General features: G+C 68.2%; 10 protein-coding genes. 3 read left to right on the forward strand and 7 right to left on the reverse strand.

Features of this window, described 5'->3' with window-relative positions:
* Positions 1–100: 100 nt before the first annotated feature.
* Complete coding sequence (locus tag LZC94_14315) at positions 101–316, reverse strand: hypothetical protein (protein WXB18404.1); 216 nt, start codon at positions 314–316, stop codon at positions 101–103.
* Positions 317–692: 376 nt separating this feature from the next.
* Positions 693–1412 (reverse strand): TetR/AcrR family transcriptional regulator, encoded by a 720-nt coding sequence (locus LZC94_14320; protein WXB18405.1) that lies wholly within the window; start codon positions 1410–1412, stop codon positions 693–695.
* Between the two features lie 28 nt (positions 1413–1440).
* Here LZC94_14320 and LZC94_14325 point away from each other — a divergent pair, with 28 nt between their 5' ends.
* Together LZC94_14325 and LZC94_14330 are read left to right on the forward strand one after the other, a co-directional pair.
* Positions 1441–3024, forward strand: a complete 1584-nt coding sequence (locus LZC94_14325) for an FAD-dependent monooxygenase (protein WXB18406.1) — start codon at positions 1441–1443, stop codon at positions 3022–3024.
* Positions 3025–3227: 203 nt separating this feature from the next.
* The gene (locus LZC94_14330) at positions 3228–4241 is read left to right on the forward strand and encodes a formylglycine-generating enzyme family protein (protein ID WXB18407.1); all 1014 of its coding nucleotides are present in this window, start codon (positions 3228–3230) and stop codon (positions 4239–4241) included.
* Between the two features lie 16 nt (positions 4242–4257).
* Here LZC94_14330 and LZC94_14335 read toward each other — a convergent pair whose 3' ends face one another.
* The 5 genes from LZC94_14335 to LZC94_14355 are packed head-to-tail and all read right to left on the reverse strand — an operon-like array spanning position 4258 to position 14649.
* The gene (locus LZC94_14335; GenBank protein WXB18408.1) at positions 4258–6417 is read right to left on the reverse strand and encodes a TOMM precursor leader peptide-binding protein; all 2160 of its coding nucleotides are present in this window, start codon (positions 6415–6417) and stop codon (positions 4258–4260) included.
* Positions 6418–6424: 7 nt separating this feature from the next.
* Positions 6425–8572 (reverse strand): TOMM precursor leader peptide-binding protein, encoded by a 2148-nt coding sequence (locus LZC94_14340; protein WXB18409.1) that lies wholly within the window; start codon positions 8570–8572, stop codon positions 6425–6427.
* Positions 8573–8576: 4 nt separating this feature from the next.
* Positions 8577–9716, reverse strand: a complete 1140-nt coding sequence (locus LZC94_14345; GenBank protein ID WXB18410.1) for an amidohydrolase — start codon at positions 9714–9716, stop codon at positions 8577–8579.
* Positions 9717–9745: 29 nt separating this feature from the next.
* Complete coding sequence (locus tag LZC94_14350; GenBank protein WXB18411.1) at positions 9746–10717, reverse strand: BMA_0021/BMA_0022 family TOMM bacteriocin; 972 nt, start codon at positions 10715–10717, stop codon at positions 9746–9748.
* 53 nt (positions 10718–10770) lie between these two features.
* Positions 10771–14649, reverse strand: coding sequence for a TOMM system kinase/cyclase fusion protein (locus LZC94_14355; GenBank protein WXB18412.1), 3879 nt, complete (start codon positions 14647–14649; stop codon positions 10771–10773).
* 333 nt (positions 14650–14982) lie between these two features.
* Between LZC94_14355 and LZC94_14360 the strand changes: the two genes are divergently transcribed.
* Complete coding sequence (locus LZC94_14360) at positions 14983–16716, forward strand: sigma 54-interacting transcriptional regulator (GenBank protein ID WXB18413.1); 1734 nt, start codon at positions 14983–14985, stop codon at positions 16714–16716.
* Positions 16717–16843: the final 127 nt, after the last annotated feature.

Genomic DNA, 16843 nt, shown 5'->3' on the forward strand with positions numbered 1-16843 from the left:
ACCGAGGATCACCGGACGTTCTGCCGCGTCGATCGCCGTGCTGCCGCAGGTATTTTTCGCATGTCCCTCCGGCGAGACATCGGGCCTCACGGCGTCCTCGTCACGGCTCCTGCTCGGCGCCGAGTCGAACGCGCCCCGGTTGTATGGCGATTCGCCAGCCACGCGCTCGTTCGTACTGGGCATGCAGCCGCGCGTAGAAGCCGCCCTGTCGCTCCAGGCGCTCAGGTGGCCCCGCCTCGACGATATGCCCGGCACGGAGCGCGACCACTTGCGTGGCGATGGCGAGGGTCGCCGGCCTGTGCGCGATGACGATCACCGTCCGCTGCGGATCGCGCGCGAGGTTCCGGAGGGGCCGACGAGCGCCGTCGTTGTCCCTGGCGCACAATGGAACGACACGTCGGCTGCTCCATCGGGACCGCTCATGACGGGACCTCATGGCTCGAGAGGTTCGAGCGGTTCGAGCGGTTCGACGTGGCGCAGACGCCTGCGGCGGCACGCGCGCCGCCGTCCAAGCGCGCCGAGCACGGAGAGGTGGAGGAGGAAATCGCTGCGGACATGAGCATTCTCCAAGAGCCATCGGGGCTCGACGCGCAGCAGACCACTTCAAGTCGACTTGAAGTCAAGGTGCTCTCTGCCGATTGGGCTATTTGGCAAAGCCCGCCGAACCCGAGAGCGAGGCTGCTCGCGAATGGTCACTTCAATTTGAAGCGCTTCGCGAGCCCGTCGAGCAGCGCGTCGAGGCCGATGTCGAAGTGGTCGTCCTCGGTCAAGAAGCTTGAGTTCTTCACGAACGCATCGAGGGGATCGCCGTCGCCGATCATCGCGCGCAGATGTGGGTAGTCGCCCTCGTCGAGGTAGCGGTGTATCGCCCCGCTCAGCGCCTTGGCGGTCTTGCGGTCGAACTGCGATTGGCTACGCCTTCGCACCAACGAGGCGCAGTGGCCAAACACGTAGTCGTCGACGACGGACAGGATCGCGTGCTTGTCGCCCAGCGATAGATCCATGCCCGCGACCGCCTGCAGCGACTGCTCGATGTGGCGCAGCGCGTTCGGTCCGAAGCGCAGCCCGGTGAGCGCGCGCAGCGCCCACGCGTGGCGCACATAGGTCGCGCGGGTCGCGTTCGCGAGCTTGCGAATCGCAGGGCGCCACGCCTTCGGCAGCGGAGCGCAGGCCTCGACCGTCTCGCCCGTCAGCGCGTCCTCGACGAGGGCCAGCAGGTCCTCCTTGGTGCGCACGTAATAGTAGAGCGTCATCGTGCCCGCGCCGAGCTCTTCGGCGACCCGGCGCATGGACAGCGCCTCGAAGCCCTCGGAATCCGCGATCTCCAGCGCCGTCTTCGCGATCTGTTCGCGGGTGAGCCGCGGCTTGCGCGAACCGGGCGCGGCGACGGTCCAAATCGGGGCCTTTGACATTCGTACGGTGTACCACTAAATAATTCGTATGACGTACGAACAACACTCGGATCGAGGAAACGACTTGGTCTACGACGTGATCATCGCAGGGGCGGGCCCGGTCGGCCTGTTCCTCGCCTCCGAGCTGCGGCTCGCGAAGCTCTCGGTGCTGGTGCTCGAACGATCGGAGGATCCGTGCTCACCCCTGAAGCGGCTCCCGTTCGGACTGCGAGGGCTCTGGGGCCCGAGCATCGAAGCCTTCCACCGGCGCGGCCTCTTGGACCGAATGGCGTCGCGACCTCGCGCCGACGAGAAGGGCCCCGGCCAGCCGCGACCTGGAGCCATGGCGCCCGGGGCCCAGCTCCGCGGGCCGGCCGGCCACTTCGCGGGCATCCAATTCGATTACAGCAACATCGATTCATCGCGGTGGACATACCGACTACCGGGTCCGGCCGACACCCAATTCGGGTGCGAAATGGAGCACCTCGAGAGCGTCCTCGCCGCGCACGCGCTCTCCCTCGGGGTCGCGATCCGGCGCGGCCACGGTGTCGAAGGATACGAGGCTACGCACGACGAAGTCCTCGTCCGTGCCGGCGAGCAACGCTTTCGCGCGCGTTGGCTGGTGGGGTGCGATGGCGCCCGCAGCACGGTGCGCAAGCACGGGGGCTTCGAGTTCGTAGGTACCGAGCCCGAGTTCACCGGATATTCGGCCCAAGTCGAACTCGCCGACCCGTCGATACTCCCTTTGGGCCGTCATTACACGGAGGCCGGCATGTACACGCAGTGGCAACCCGGGGTGCTCGGGATCGCCGACTTCGACGGCGGCGCGTTTCATCGCAGCCAACCGCTCACGCTCGAGCACATCCAAACGGTCTTACGGCGCGTGTCCTGCACCGACGTGACCATCCGAGCGTTGAACATCGCCTCGACATGGACCGATCGCTCGCGGCAGGCCACGACCTACCGCAAAGGACGGGTGCTGCTGGCAGGCGACGCCGCGCACATTCATTCACCGCTCGGCGGACAAGGCTTGAACCTCGGATTCGGCGACGCGATGAACCTCGGGTGGAAGCTCGCGGCCACCCTCCGCGGCGATGCCCCCGATGGCCTGCTCGACAGCTACACCACCGAGCGGCACCCCATCGGGGCGCGCATCCTCGAGTGGACGCGGGCCCAGGTCGCGGTGATGCGACCGGACCGACAATCCCGCGCGATCCAAGCCGTCCTGCGCGACCTGATCGACACACGCGACGGCGCGACCTACTTCGCGGAGCGCGTCTGGGGTGTGTCCCTCCGCTACGATCTCGGCGAGGAGCACCCGTTGATGGGCCGCAGCTGCCCGGACTTCGAGCTCGAGGACGGAACGAGGGTCGGCACCTTGCTCCGCGATGGAAACGGTTTGCTGCTCGACTTCGGCCAGCAAGCGCCGCTCCAAGCGCTCGATGGCCTTTGGGGCGACCGCGTCAGGTACGTCGCCCGCGACGCCAAGGATCGTCTTGGCCTCCGCGCGGTGCTCGTGCGTCCCGACGGATTCGTGGCGTGGGCGAGCGATACGGCGCCCCATCCCGAGGACGTCACGCGGGCCGCGGCACGATGGTTCACGAGCCGCGAACATCGCGCCGTCCGTAGCTGATCGAACGTCATCGGGCCCAGGGTGAGATAACGTATCGCGAGGAGCTCGTGGACTGGCTCGAAACATCCCGGAGACGGTTCCAAGGCGATCGGATGGCCGTCATCGCGGCGAGCCAATCGCGCGCGTCTGACCGCGATCGCCCGATGGTGCTGCGGTCGCGCGGGACCGGGTGATGGATCCATGTTAGGGTGAAGGGCTCCGAGATGAAACGCCGGTTCCTTTGGCTCGTCGTGCCCTTCGCGTTCCTGGTCGCAGCGTGGGGGGTGGCGCGCTGGATGCGCGCACACGGCTTGTCCGGGGAGGACCTGATGAGCGAGATCCGCCGCAGCGAAGCGCCGCGCTTTGCATGGCAGAGCGTCGACCGCCGGCATTGGCAGGCGAGCTCGCTCAGCCCCTCGGAGCAGGCCATGACCTTGGTCTCGTTGGAGCCAAACGGGGAAGGGTGCCCCCTCGGGATGGTGCGCGCGAAGGGGACGTTTCACAGCGACACCTCCGACGGGCGCATGACGGGCGCGATCGAGCGCCTCCAAGACGCGGCCTGCACGGACTGGATCAGTCGTGATTTTCCGGCGCGGTGCCGCGCGTTCGATGCGGCCAAGATCGCCGAGGGCATCGCCGCGCTGCCGACCACGGAGCTCGATTTCTGCATCGACCGGTTCGAGTACCCCAATGTGGTCGGGCAAAATCCAATTATCGTGGTGACGTTTCACGAGGCCGAGGCGCTCTGCAAGCGAGAGCAAAAGCGCCTCTGCACGGAGAACGAATGGACGTTCGCCTGCGAGGGCGAGGAGGCGCGCCCCTATCCTTATGGCTACACGCGCGATGACTCGGCGTGCGTCATGGATCGTCCGTGGCGGCCATTCACCGAAGGCGCCCTCCAGCCGCGCGATGGAGAGAGGGCCCGCGCCGAGCTCGATCGACTGTGGCAAGGAGAGCCTTCCGGTGCGCGTCCCAAGTGCCGTAGTCCGTTCGGTGCCTACGATATGACGGGAAACGTCGACGAGTGGACGCGCTCGGTCAACCCTACCGGCTATTCCTCGATCCTGAAGGGCGGCTATTGGGGCCCGGTGCGCGCCCGCTGCCGGCCTTCCACGCGCGCCCACAACGAGGACTTCATCGACTACCAACAAAGCTTCCGCTGCTGCGCGCAGCCGTCCTCGCCCCCGGAAGCCCCGGAGACGACGAGCGCCAACGGGAGCTCCGTCAAGAGTCTTTGATAGGCCGTCTGCGCGGTCAGATGAGCAGCTCCAAGGGATGGAGCTCGGCCTCGGTGAGGGGGGACGCGCGCCAGCCCATACGCACCGGAACTTCGTAAAGTCGGGCGGCCGCCCGGTACGGGAAGATATGGCAAGCTCCGGGCATGATGACTTTGGCCGTGCGGAGCGGAAAGTCGGGACGGCTATTGTCCAACACCAAGACCTCCAGCCCGACCGCGGCCGCCCGCGCCACACAGGTCCGCACGTCGTCGGCGATGTCCCCGTTGAATGATTCGAAGGGGATCGCGTCGATGGCCGGGATCCGCGGCGCCTGTTCGGTATTTGGAAAGAGGTAGTCCTCGGGCGCAATCGCGTCGAAGTCGAAGGGCGCCGCGTGCTGGTGGCGAATCTCGAGGATCTGACATAGCTCGGTGAGCGCACGCCGGAGGGCCAGGCGCGGGTCGAGGTGGGCGCCGAAGCCCAGACACAGCTTGCCCGTCGCGCGCTGGCGGCTCACCGCGACGAACACAGGGACGCGAAAATCGTGGGTGACGTCCAGGACCCAATAGTCGCTTTCGACGCCTACGGTCGCCGCCAGCTGCCGGACGAGCTCCTCGGGCAGGGACTCCAGATGTACCGCGGGCCGGCGTTGGCGATTGTACCACCACACCGCGACCGCGTCCCGCTCCACCAGCTCGAGAAACCCTTGCAGGATCGCCTCCTCGAGGCAATTGCCGGCCGCGCCGCCGCTATGGAAGAAACGGCAGCGCGGATCCTCGTCGTAGGGCGTATTCGCATAGCACCACGTGAATGGAACGAAGCAAACCTCCGAGCGCGTCAGCGACCAAACCGGTGTCCAATCCAGCACCGCGTCGGAGCTCGCGGGCATCATCCCATGCAAGGTCTTCCGGAGCGGATCGCCGGTCGCCTCGAAGGCTCGATACTGCTGCTCGCTGTACGGAGCCAGGGCCGCCGGCGGAAAGCTCCTGCCCGGAAGCTCGCGCGCGCGGGCGCGGATCACGGGCTCGTCTCCGTGGTAGTTGGACGCGAGGCGCTCGAGCGACTCGCCGATGGCGCTGACCCGGGACTGCTCCGCCGCGATGCCCTTGCCCAAGGTCGTTTGAAAGAGCTGCTCGGTGCGCGGGAGCTCGCTCCGATACGGGGCCTTGGCGAACCAGGCGCGAAAGATGCGATTGACGTCGGCTCCCGGCCCGGAGTGGCAGACCACCCTCGCCACCAAGCCGCTGACCGGGCCGAGGATGCGCTCGAGCGCGCGCGCGGTCCGTTCGGGCGCCTGGGTGCGAACGCCGCCATCTTCGTCCCAAGCTTTGGGCGCGGGCTGGAGCAGGAGAGGGCGCCCGGCGCGCGCGGCGTAGAGCGAGGAATCGCCGCAGACGGAGCATTGCGGGCGCCGGATGACCGGGTGCGCGAGCGACTCGGGTGGGTCCCATCGCAGCTCCGTCATCGCGTCCCCGACCCGCGCCTCGACCAGACGCTGCGCCGCCGCCGCGAAGCGCGCGAGCTCGCGCTCGATGACGGATGGGCGAAAGGCCACCGGGATCGGCAGGAGCTCGCCAGGGTGCGTGCGGTGGTACCAGCGGCGAACGGGCTGGTTCCACAGCATCCGAAACGACAGACAGCTCCAGCACGGTGCCTGGTCCGACGTATCGAACAGCGGACCGGCGGTGGGATGATCGCCGGCGAGCCGCAGCAGCAGCCAGGGGCGCCCGGCCGCGCGCAAGCGCCGATTCAGCACGTCGAGCCGAGGATCCAGCGCGTCATCGACCACGACCGCCGCGAAGGCCGGCGGGAGCGCGAGCTTCGTGGCCAGCATCGCGATCAGCGGGTCCTCGCGCGGATCGGCCAAGGTCACCCACTGGCCGCCCGAGCCCCGATCCTCGAGCGCGCGCGGCGCTGCGTCGAAATCGGGGAGGATATAGGCGCTCGAATCGGGCTCGCCGCCGCCCAGGATCCAGAGACCCGCTGCCACGAGCATTTCCAGATTGGCGCGCAGCCGCTCGTGCCGCTTGGAATCGAGCGCCCCGAGATCGCGCGCGGCGGACGGATGCAGGAGCGCGGCGTCGGGGATATCGACCAGGAACTGCGCGAACTCGGCGAACATCGCCAGGCCCCCGCCATGGGGCCATAGGACCCGAAAGCGCGGGTGCGGGGAGCCCAGCTCGTTTTCGAGGGTCATGATGGGCTCAGACGAACAAGGGCAGGGGGTTGAGATCGTGCTCGCCGAGGGCACGCGAAGACCAGCCGAGATCGACCGGAACGCGATACAGCCGGGACGCCCCGAGCTCTGGCCAGATGTGGCATGCGCCGGGGACGATGGTCTTGACGACGGCGAGCGCATCGTCGATGGCCGGGTAGCGGTGCGCCAGCACCTCGAGCCCGCGCGCGGCCAGGCGCGCGATGCATGCCTCGATGGCATCGCGAATGTCATCGTATTCGGTGGAGACGGCCAAGGCGCGCGCCGCCCGGCCCGTGGCCGATGGATGAAGGTACGGCTCGCCCGCGACCCCCGCGAAATCGAAGGATGCTCCGCGCTGCTTCTCGACCGCGATGAGCTGATGGAGCTCGGTGGCCGCCCTCTGGGCCGCGAGCTTCGCCTCGACGTGGCAGCCAAAGCCAAACCGATATTGCCCGTCTTGGTGACGGCGGGCTACCGCGACGCAGACCGGAGTGTCCAGATCGTGGGTCGCGTCGAGCAGCCACCAATCCCAAATAGGACCGAGCCCGCGCTGGAGCGCATCGAGCAGGCTCGGACCGACGAGCGCGGGGGATAGGGAAGGGACGGCCAGGCGATTGTACCACCAGATGGCCACCGCATCGCGCTCGATGCGCTCGAGCAAACCTTGAAGCAACGCCTCTTCCAATGTGCGCCCGGCCGCGCAACCATTGGAGTCGAAGCGACAGAGCTCTTCTTCCCGCGCGAACGGCGTATTCGCATAACAGTAGGTCAAGGGGACTTTGCAGAGCTCACGGCGGGTGAGCGAGCTTACGTCCACCCAGTGAATCGGCTCGTCGGTCCTCCAGGCGGGGAAGGTGGCCATTTGGCGCGCGCTCAGGGGCCTCACCATCGGCGGGGGGAACGACCGCGCACCGGTGAGCGCTTCGGCCGAGGCGAGCACGGTCGGCTCGTCGCCTCGATACTGCGCAACGGATCGCTCGAGCGCTTCGCACAAAGCGCTCGCGCGAGACTGCGCCGCGGACGTGCCCTTGCCGAGCGCGACGCGGTGGAAGTCGGCCGGGCGGACGATCGACTTTCCCAAGGGGCAGGTGAGAAAGGCGCTGCGGTGCACGGGGAGCGGTTGCAAATCCTGGCCGGGGACGATGGAGACGTCTGCCACGTTGCCCGTCACCGTACTGACGTGCACGAGGAGCCTCGCCACCGTGTCTTCCGCGGAGTGGCTTCGATATCCACCGTCAGGGTCGCGCCCTCGTTTGGTGGACCGGAGCTCGATCCAAGGCGAGCGCCTCGCCGGATCGCCGCAGCGCGAACCATGTTCGTGGCCGGCGACATGATGCGCGCCGGCGATCGCGGCGGTCGTTGGCTCGAGCCGCACCAGTGCCCCGGCTCGGAGGTGCTCGAGCAGCGCACCGCCGAGAGGGGGCTGCGGCAGGACCCCCGGGGCCAGCAGGTCGATGGCGACGGGGATCTCGAGGCATCGTCGCGAGGTCGCGTGGGTCAGCCAGCGCCGCACGTGCTGGTTGCCGAGCATCCGGCGCTCCAAGCAGGACCAGCATGGGCGTCCGGGCTCGGGATCGAACCAGGGGCCGAGCGAAGGTCGCCGCCCGCGCGGCTTGAACAAGAGCCAGGGGCGCATGGCGTCCCGGTGACGGCGATCGACGGCCTCCAGCCGGGGATCGAGCTCGTCATCGACGATGGCGACCGCGATTCCATGCGCGGTGGCGAGCGCGCGCGCCCAGTCGACGAGGGGATCCGACGCGGGGATCTCGGAGAGCAGCACCACCTCGCTGCCCGCCTGCGCGCCCACGCTGCCCGCCTGCGCGACCGCGCGCGGCTGCGTGACCACGCGCGGCTCGGCCTCGAAGGCAGGCCGCAAATAGCCCGGCAGCGCCAGCCGATACGCGTCGGCCGTCTGCACGAGATCGTGCGCGAAGAACCCGTCGAGGGTGACCCGCATCGCAGCTCGCCCCCCCGGCGTTTGCGCGAGCTCCAGGACCTGGTGAATCGATGCATGACGGCTCACCGCCTGCGCGACATGGGCGGGCGGCCCCTCGTCGAACAGCACGGCATCGCCGTCCTCCAGCAGCACAATCTGACCGTGCACGGTGGTATGGACGAGAAATCGCGGATGCCAGCGCAGCGGCCCGGTGGCCATCGCGCTAGCCCGCGCCCTCGAAGAAGGCGCGCGCGTTATCCCGAAACACCAGCTCCTGCTCGCGCTCGGTCAGCACCGTGCCGCCATCGCGTTCGTCGCGTTCGGCGCGCGCATCGCCCTCCGACGGCAAGTGGTCCGGATGCGGAAAGTCGGTCCCGTACAAAAGCCGATCGGCGCCGATACAGTCAATCACCTGGCGAAGGCACGGCTCCTCCAACTCGATCCCCACCCAGCACTGGCGGGCGAAGTAAGCCGAGGGCTTCATGGTCACATTGCGCGCGTTCTCGCCCGGCATGGTCGCGTAGCAGATCGCGTCGAGCCGCCACAGCCAGTGGGGCACCCAGGAGGCGCCCGCCTCGAGGAAGGCCACCTTGAGCCGCGGATGGCGCTCCAGCACCCCCGCGTCGAGCAAGGCGAGGAAAGCCAATTGCGCCTCCATGGGGTGCGAGCACGCGTGGAGCGCAAAGCGCGTCGTAAAGCGATCGCGCCCCACCGTGGGCCCAAAGAGGTGCGTGCTGCCGTGGATGGCGACCGCGATGCTCTCCTGCTCGCAGCGCGTCCAAAAGGGCTCGAGCCGCGGATCGCCCAGCCCGAGCCCGCGAATGGGCTCGGGGCGCATCACCACGCAGCGAAAGCCGTCGCCGATGATCCGATCGAGCTCCGCCAAGGTCATGGCGGGATCGTGGCGACTGACCATCCCGACGGGGTGGAGTCGGGCCGGGGCCTCCGCGCAATAGTCCAGGAGCCAGCGGTTGTAGGCCCTGGCGAAGCCCGCCGAGACCGGGGCGGGGAGCTCTTCGTGGTGCACGAGGAAGGTCGCCAGGGTGGGAAACAGGTACGCTTCGGAGATGCCCGCGGTGTCCATCGCCGCGAGCTGGCCCGCCCCGCGGGTGGCGCTGTCGATCGACCGCCGATGCTGCTGGCTTTGCCGGCTCGCCTCGAGCTGGAACTCGAGCCCCCAATTGGCGAACAGCGGCCGTCCGTCGACGGTCAGCTCCGGCAGCAGCGGGACCGCGGCCCGCGCCCCGAGCTCCGCGACCCGCTGGGCCATGGCTTGCGGCGTGTCCACCACGCGCATACGGGGTGCGTAGGGCCGAAGCTCGGGATCGAGGTACTCCGGCCACATCGCCAAGGGCTCGGACACATGGCGATCCGAGTCAATCGCGCCGCGGTTCAACCGCACGTGAAGGGGTACCCTGGGCCGTCCGTATTGTAGAGCGCGAGGCCCATGATGGCGGGGGCGATGTTCGCGACATTCAAACGGACTTCTTCCGCTTGATTGGCCGCGGTGGAGGGCGGCTCGACGAACGCCCCGCTCATCCACGGCAGGACGAGCATCAGCTCCGGCCAACTCAGATCGCGCCACTTGTACTTCCCGTCGTCCTTGTTCTTGACGTATTTCGCGCGGGGGTCGGGCTTGAAGACCAGCTGGATATCCCACGGATAATCGTAGTCGAACCACTGCTTCAGGATTTGAGGGGCCGTCTGCAGCGGCGCAAATACGTCGGGATTGAGGTCTTGCCGCGGTGGGGGCTGTTCGCGCGTGAGCTCCTGCCACATGGCTTGATCGTTCCACGCCAGCGCCAACGCGTTCAAAACGACCGCGGCGAACGAGATGAAGTCGTCGGTGCTGTCACCCAGATCGTAGCGGTGCGTGGGGAGGACCGAGGACCACTTGCCATTCGGGCTCACGGCCGGCAAATCCGGGGGGTTGAAGGGCTGATTCGGGGCGCCGGGTTGCCTGTTTTGCAGGAGCTGCCAGTTCTGTTGGTAGAAGGCTGCCAGCGCCTCCATGAGGGTCTTGCGATACTCGTCGTCTCGCATCCCCGGATACTCGGACGCCTCGGGCCTCTTCGGGAGATACACGGTGAGCGTCTCCCCGTGCAGCGGCGCGCGCATGATGGCTCCCTTGGCCGGGTTGTAGCGCGGACCCCAGTAAATGTCGTCGCGCACCACGAAGCTCAGTTGCCAGGGGCAGCGGTATCCGAACTGCTCGCCGAGGATGTGGAGCGCATCGTCACTGCGCGTGAGCTTCCTCCGGAACTCGAGATCGACGGCTGCGCGGGCCACGCCCTGCAGATAGGCGGTCCGGAACTGCATGAGCTGCGTGGTGAGATCGGTGTCTTTTCCTTCTTGGAGAGCCATGTCACGTCACCTCCGTATTCGAATGTCCAGGGTAAACCCGCTTATTTCCGAACCTAGCCAAAGTCGCGCTGGCGGGCCATCGCACCACTGGCGCGCTTCGCGATGTGGGCCGCCCCTTGGGCGATGGCCATGCGCTGGGCGGTCTCCAGATCCCGGCGGGCTCGAGCCCCCTCGTGCTTGGGGTCGGCCATCGTCAGGTAGCGGGCGCGCCGCAAGTAGAGGTGGGGCTCGTAGTAGTGCTCGTCGACCGAGCCGCATAGCGCGATGCACGTGTCGATGCGCGCCAGCGCCACCTCCGGCCCGCTCTGCAGCAGGTCGATGTCCGCGAGCAGGGAGTAAAAGTAAGCTACGGCGTGCAGGCTCTTGATCGTGTCGAGCAAGCCGAAGCTCTCCTCCCCGCCGGAGAGATCGTCCGTAGCCCAGCAGTGCATCAACCTGGCGTAGGCCGCATACACCGTGAGCCCGTACCTGGCCGAGAGCTCCAGGAGCTCTTTGGAGACCTCGCCGGCCTGCTCCTTCTCGTCGTTGTACTGGTGGACGATGCTCTGGTACATGAGCGCGATGCCGAGGGAGGGGACGTGGTCGATCTCCCGCGCCCAGCTCACCGCGTCCTGGGCCAACGCGGTCGCCCGTTCGGCGTGGCCCATATCCCAGGTCACGCGGGCCAACGACGCGGTCGCATAGACGCGGACGTCGAAGCCGTAGGTGGCCCCGCTCTCGCGGTGCAGCTTTGGATCGTACGCATCGAGCGCGAGGCGCATGGCCCGACTGCCGCCCTCGCAGTCGCCCTGTGTGTACGAATAGTAGCCAATCAGCGCCTCCGAGGCCCCGATGACCTCGGCCTCGCCGGTCTGCTTGGCCAACGCTCGCAGCTGGGATGTCAGCTCGGCCAAGGTCGCACGGTTGCCCGCGACGAGCCGGTTCATCACGATCCACCACAGCGAGAATACGCGGTGGGGAGAGTCGCCTGCGGTCTTCAAGATCTCGAGCGATCGCGCGGCCGTATCCGCCAGCTCCTTGGCCGCCCAGCCGTATTTGTTCATCAAGGAGGGGGTCAGGATGGAATTGACCTTCAGCTCGGCGCTGCCCTGCTCGGCCTCGGGCAGCTTCTTGATCCACTTGAGCAATGTCTGCGCGCGTGAGATGGCCTCCTCGGACGCCGACTGCTGGAGCGCCTTGGTCGCGGCGCGAACCCCGTGCGCGATGGCGCTCGGGTACGCGCCCGCCTCGAACGCGTGATGGGCGACGGCGCCCGGATCCGCGCGAACGGCGTGGGGGAAATGTTGCTCGAGCGCGTCCGCGATCTGCTTGTGCACGCGGCAGCGCTCGGAGGAGGTGAGCATCTCGTACGCCGCGTCGCGGATCAGGGCGTGGCGGAAGAAGAAGCTCTCTTGCTCGTGGCTGGTGCGGCGGAGAACCAGATCGGCGTCGCGCAAGCTTTGCAGATCGCGCTCGGCTTGCTCGGGGGACTTGGTCGTCGCGGCCAGGAGCAGCTCGCGCGTGAACTCGCGCCCGATGGCCCCCGCGAGCTGGGCGGTCTGCTTGGCCGAGCCGAGCCGATCGAGCCGGCCCACCAGCGAGTCGCGGATCGAGCCGGGGATCTTCGAGAGGTCGGCCCCGGGCTTGAGCACGAGCCCTCCATTCCCCTGGACGAGGTGCGTCTCGAGGAGCATCCGCGTCAGCTCCTCGATGAACAGCGGGATGCCGTCGGTGCGCTCGACGATGAGCTGCACGACGTCCTCGGGCAGCCGGCGCCCCTTGAGGACCATGTCGGTGATGGTCTTGATGCCCTCGAGATCGAGCCCCGAGAGCGCGATGACCCGGGCTCGCCCGGCCCACGGATTGGCGAACTCGGGCCGCGCGATGGTGACCACGAGCAGCGCGTGCTGGTGGACCACGCTCGCGAGCCGATCGAGCAATTCGCGGGTCGTCGAGTCGCTCCAGTGCAGATCTTCGAACGCGAGCAAGAGCGGCTGGCGTTTGGCGCGATCGAGGAGCCAGGCCATGATCGCGTCGAGGAGCTCGGACTTCTGCAGCGGCGGCGAGAGCTTCGAGGCGCGGTACGTATCGCCGAGCGGCAGCGAGAGCCACGCGCAGAAGATGGGGATCACCCGCGCGACGTCGATACCTGCGGCCCCGAGGGTGCGTTCGAGCCGGCGCCTGGCCTCGAGCCCTGCGTCCACGCGCGGGATCTCCAGCTGCGCTCGCATCAGCTCCAGCACGGGAAACAGCGCGCTGTTCACCTGCTCGGGCAAGCAGCGGCACCACCACGGCTCGGTCCCCTCGCGCTGCCAAAATGCCCGGACCAGCCGCGATTTGCCGATGCCGGCTTCGCCCGTGACGAGAAACAGCGAGCCCGCCTGTCGCTGCGCCGAGGCCCACGCCTCGCTCATCGCGTCGAGCTCCTTCTGGCGCCCCACCATGGGGCGATCGGGCTTCGTGCGAACCGTCGGATCGTTCGGGCTGGGCGCGGCCTGGTCCACGTAGCGGTAGCACCCGGCGATCGTCTTGACGACCTCCTGCTCGCCCGCGAGGAACGGCTCGAAGTGGAAGGCATCGGCGAGCCGGCGCTGCACGGCATCGCTCACCAGGATCGCGCCCGCGGGGGCGATGTTCTCGAGCCGCATCGCGATGCTGGCGGTGACGCCCGTCGCGACGACGTCTTTCATCACGGTCAAGCCCGAGTGGATCCCGATCCGTGCCCCGCCTTGCGGCAGGTCCCGAGCGCGGTCGAAGTGCTTCTCGATCGCGATGGCCGCCCGCAGGGCCCGCGGAGCGTCCGAGTCGGTGGCCACGGGATAGCCAAAGTAGACGAGGAGGCGGTCCGCGAGCGTCCCCATCACGTAGCCCCCGAAGCGGGTGGCGATGTCCACGCATTCGCTGACCTGGCTGCGCAGCCGGGTCTCGAGCGGCTCGAGCTCCGTCTCCAGCTGCTCGATGCCTCGATCGCCCCCGAACGCGGGGGGCAACGCGCAGGACAGGACGGTGATCTGGTGCTTCCGAGAATCGCGCTCGCGGTTCTGGATCGCGACCGTCGGCGCGACGGATCCCGTCGACTGGGGGCCGAGGATCTCGCCGACGAGGTTGGCCAGGTTGGTGGCTTGGAGCTCGTTCCACAGCGCCTGCGAGCTCGGGCACCGCTGCGCCGCGTCCTTCTTGAGCGCGCGCCGCAAGAGCGCCCCGAGGGGGTGGCCCGCGATCGCTTGGGGGAGGGGAACCTCCGCGGGGCTGAGCTGCTGGTGCAACACCTCGGCGAGCGAGGCGCCGCGCACGGCGGGAGCGCCCGTGAGGCACTCCAGAAATACCAGCGCCCACGCGTAGAGATCCGTCTTGATGGTCGGAGGCTCGCCGCGAAGCTGCTCGGGCGCGCTGTAGGCGGGGGTCCCGAGCAGCTCGTGGGTCAAGGTCAGGCTTTTGTAATCGCCGGCTCGCGCGCCGGGGATCACCACCCCGATGCCGAAGTCCAGGACCTTGGCTTGCGGCTTGGCGCCCGGCGAGGACACCATGATGTTCTGCGGCTTCAAGTCACGATGGACGACCCCGTGCGCGTGGGCACAGACGAGCGCGTCGAGGACCTGGCCCATCAGCTCCCCGGCCTCCGACACCACCAGAGGCCCCATCCGGCTGACATACTCCTTGAGCGTCTCGCCGGGCACATACTGGTAAGCCGCGAAGAGCCGCCCATCCTCCGTGCGGCCCTGGTCGAGCAGTTGGACGATATGGGGGTGCCGCAGCTCGGCACATAGGCTTGCCTCGCGCTCGAATCGTGCTTCGTCTCGCCCGGTGGGCCGATATGTCGGATCCCCGCGCTGGATCTTCAACGCCACGAGCTGTTTGGTGCTGTGCTGCCGCGCGAGGTACACGGAGCCAAAGCCGCCTTCGCCAATCGGCGCCATGACGTGATAACCCGATACGGCGGGTAGATCGCTCACCACGACCTCTATGTATATCGGTTTACATCGGTCGAAGTAAATCGACGTAAGTCGATATGTCGCGCGATGTAGCGCCTAGGCACGCTTCCGCGCTGCGCCACACGTCTCACGGATCGTGCTCGGCCGAGATCCTCGCCGAACGGGACGGCCATCGGGTGAGCGCGCCGGGAGCGAGTCTTTTGAACATCATGCAGGCCCATTCGATGCGGGTGCAGCCATGGCCGATCCAAATGGAGAGCACTCTTCGGCTGTACGGGCAAAAAGGATTCCCTGCCAAGAAGCGGCTCGTGGACGGTCCAGCGGGGGTATACTGCACAACCGGGAGGGTTTCGATTGCTGGAAGCCGGCGAGCTGAATGCATTTCTCACGCAGGTTCGAAGCTCGAGCTTCTTCGAAGAGGTCGCGGCGCACGCGCTCGTGGCCATCCTCGGCGAGGTCGAACGGGTCCTCGCGGCGACCGCATTTGCAGGGCGTGCGCGCTTGACCTGCGGCATGGTGCATCTTCGGCCATCCGATGGCTACCGGCAATTGGTGGTGCTGGAAGCCGGCAGCACGGAGGCGGTGGCGCTCGAGTCGGGCTCCACCCGCCTGCCCTCGACCAGCGCGTGGCGTCTGGTGGAGCAGCACGGGTGCGCCGTCGCCATCGACGTCAGCCTCGGCCGCATCGAGGCCATGGGCGTGCCGGCGGCCCGGATCGATCCCCTCGGCGAGGGCGAGACGCGCCAGCGCCTGCTCGAGCGCGGGACCACCCACGTCTATGTGCTGCCCTTGCGCGGGGCGCGCGGCGACGTCGTGGGCATGATCTCCATCGAGGCCGCGTGCCGCGCGGCGATGGGGCAGCCGTTCGTGTGGGAGAGTTGCGACGCGGTGTTGCAGCTCTACACGGAGCTGGTCACCCCGTATCTGTTGGCGCGGCCGTCGCGGCCCGCCGTCGTCGAGCACGAAGATCCGCTGCTGCCGGTGCTGGGCGCGGCGATGAAGGGGCTCGTGCGCCTCTTGCGCGTGTTCGCCCAGCAAGACGAGACGATCCTCCTCTGCGGCGCGACCGGCACCGGCAAGTCGCGGCTGGCGCGCTGGTGCCACGAGCGCTCGCCGTTCCGCGAGGGGCCCTTCGAGGTGCTCGATCTGTCCACGGTGCCCGAGGATCTGCAGCTCGCGGAGCTATCGGGCTGGCGCAAAGGCGCCTTTACGGGGGCCAGCCGCGATCACGTCGGCGCGGTCGAACGCGCCGGCAATGGCACCTTGTTCATCGACGAAATCGACAAGCTGTCGCTGCGCGCGCAAGCGGGCCTGCTCTACATGTTGGAGGTGCGCGCCTACCGCGTGCTGGGCGACAGCGGCAGCGAGCGGCGCGCCAACGCGCGCTTCATCATCGGCACCAACGCCAACCTCCAAGCGGCGGTGCGCGCGCAGCGCTTTCGCGAGGACCTCTATTACCGCATCAACGTGCTGCCGGTGCGCCTGCCGTCCCTGGCCGAGCGGCCCGACGAGATCGCGCCCTGGGCGCGCTACATGCTCGAACGACGCCATCACGAACGCGTGCCCGACGGCAGCGCCGGTCTGACGGCGGCCGTCGTGCAGCGCCTGCTCGGCTATCCATGGCCGGGCAATTTGCGGCAGCTCGACAACGTCATCCGCCGTGCCTACACGGTATCGCTCGCGGAGCAGGGCAGCGCCGCGCCGCACGAGCTGGTCGTCGACGAGCACCACTTGACCCGCGCGCTCGCCTACGAAGAGGCCGATCCCGATCGCTCGCTGGTCGAGCTCCTGCACACCGCCGCCACCGCCTTCGTGCGCGAGGCGGAGCGGCACGCGGTGCTCGGCACACCGCTCGAGCTCGACCTGACCGACGCGTTTCGAGGGCTGGTGCTCGCCGCCGCCACCGAAAAGCTGGAGAGCCTCGAGGAGGCCTTCCGCCTCTTCGGCCGCCACGCGCTGGTCAAGAGCCGCAACCACCACAAGAGCCTGCGCCGCGAGCTGGAGCGGGTCGACGCCTTGTGCCGCGCGCTCGGTGTCGACCCGGGCTTGTCGTTCGGCCGCCTGTTCGATCCGGCGCAGGACGCGTGATGGCGGGGCGCGCTCGCCCCGGGGAGCGCGCGCGGTGCCTGCCTTCGTGACCCACGACGCGCGCGCCCTTTCTCCGTCGCACGCCGCGCACGGGACCGCTCTTGCGCCTCTATGGGTGGGGGGCCAA

The organism is Sorangiineae bacterium MSr11954 (assembly GCA_037157815.1).
Lineage (GTDB): Bacteria > Myxococcota_A > Polyangia > Polyangiales > Polyangiaceae > Pendulispora > Pendulispora albinea.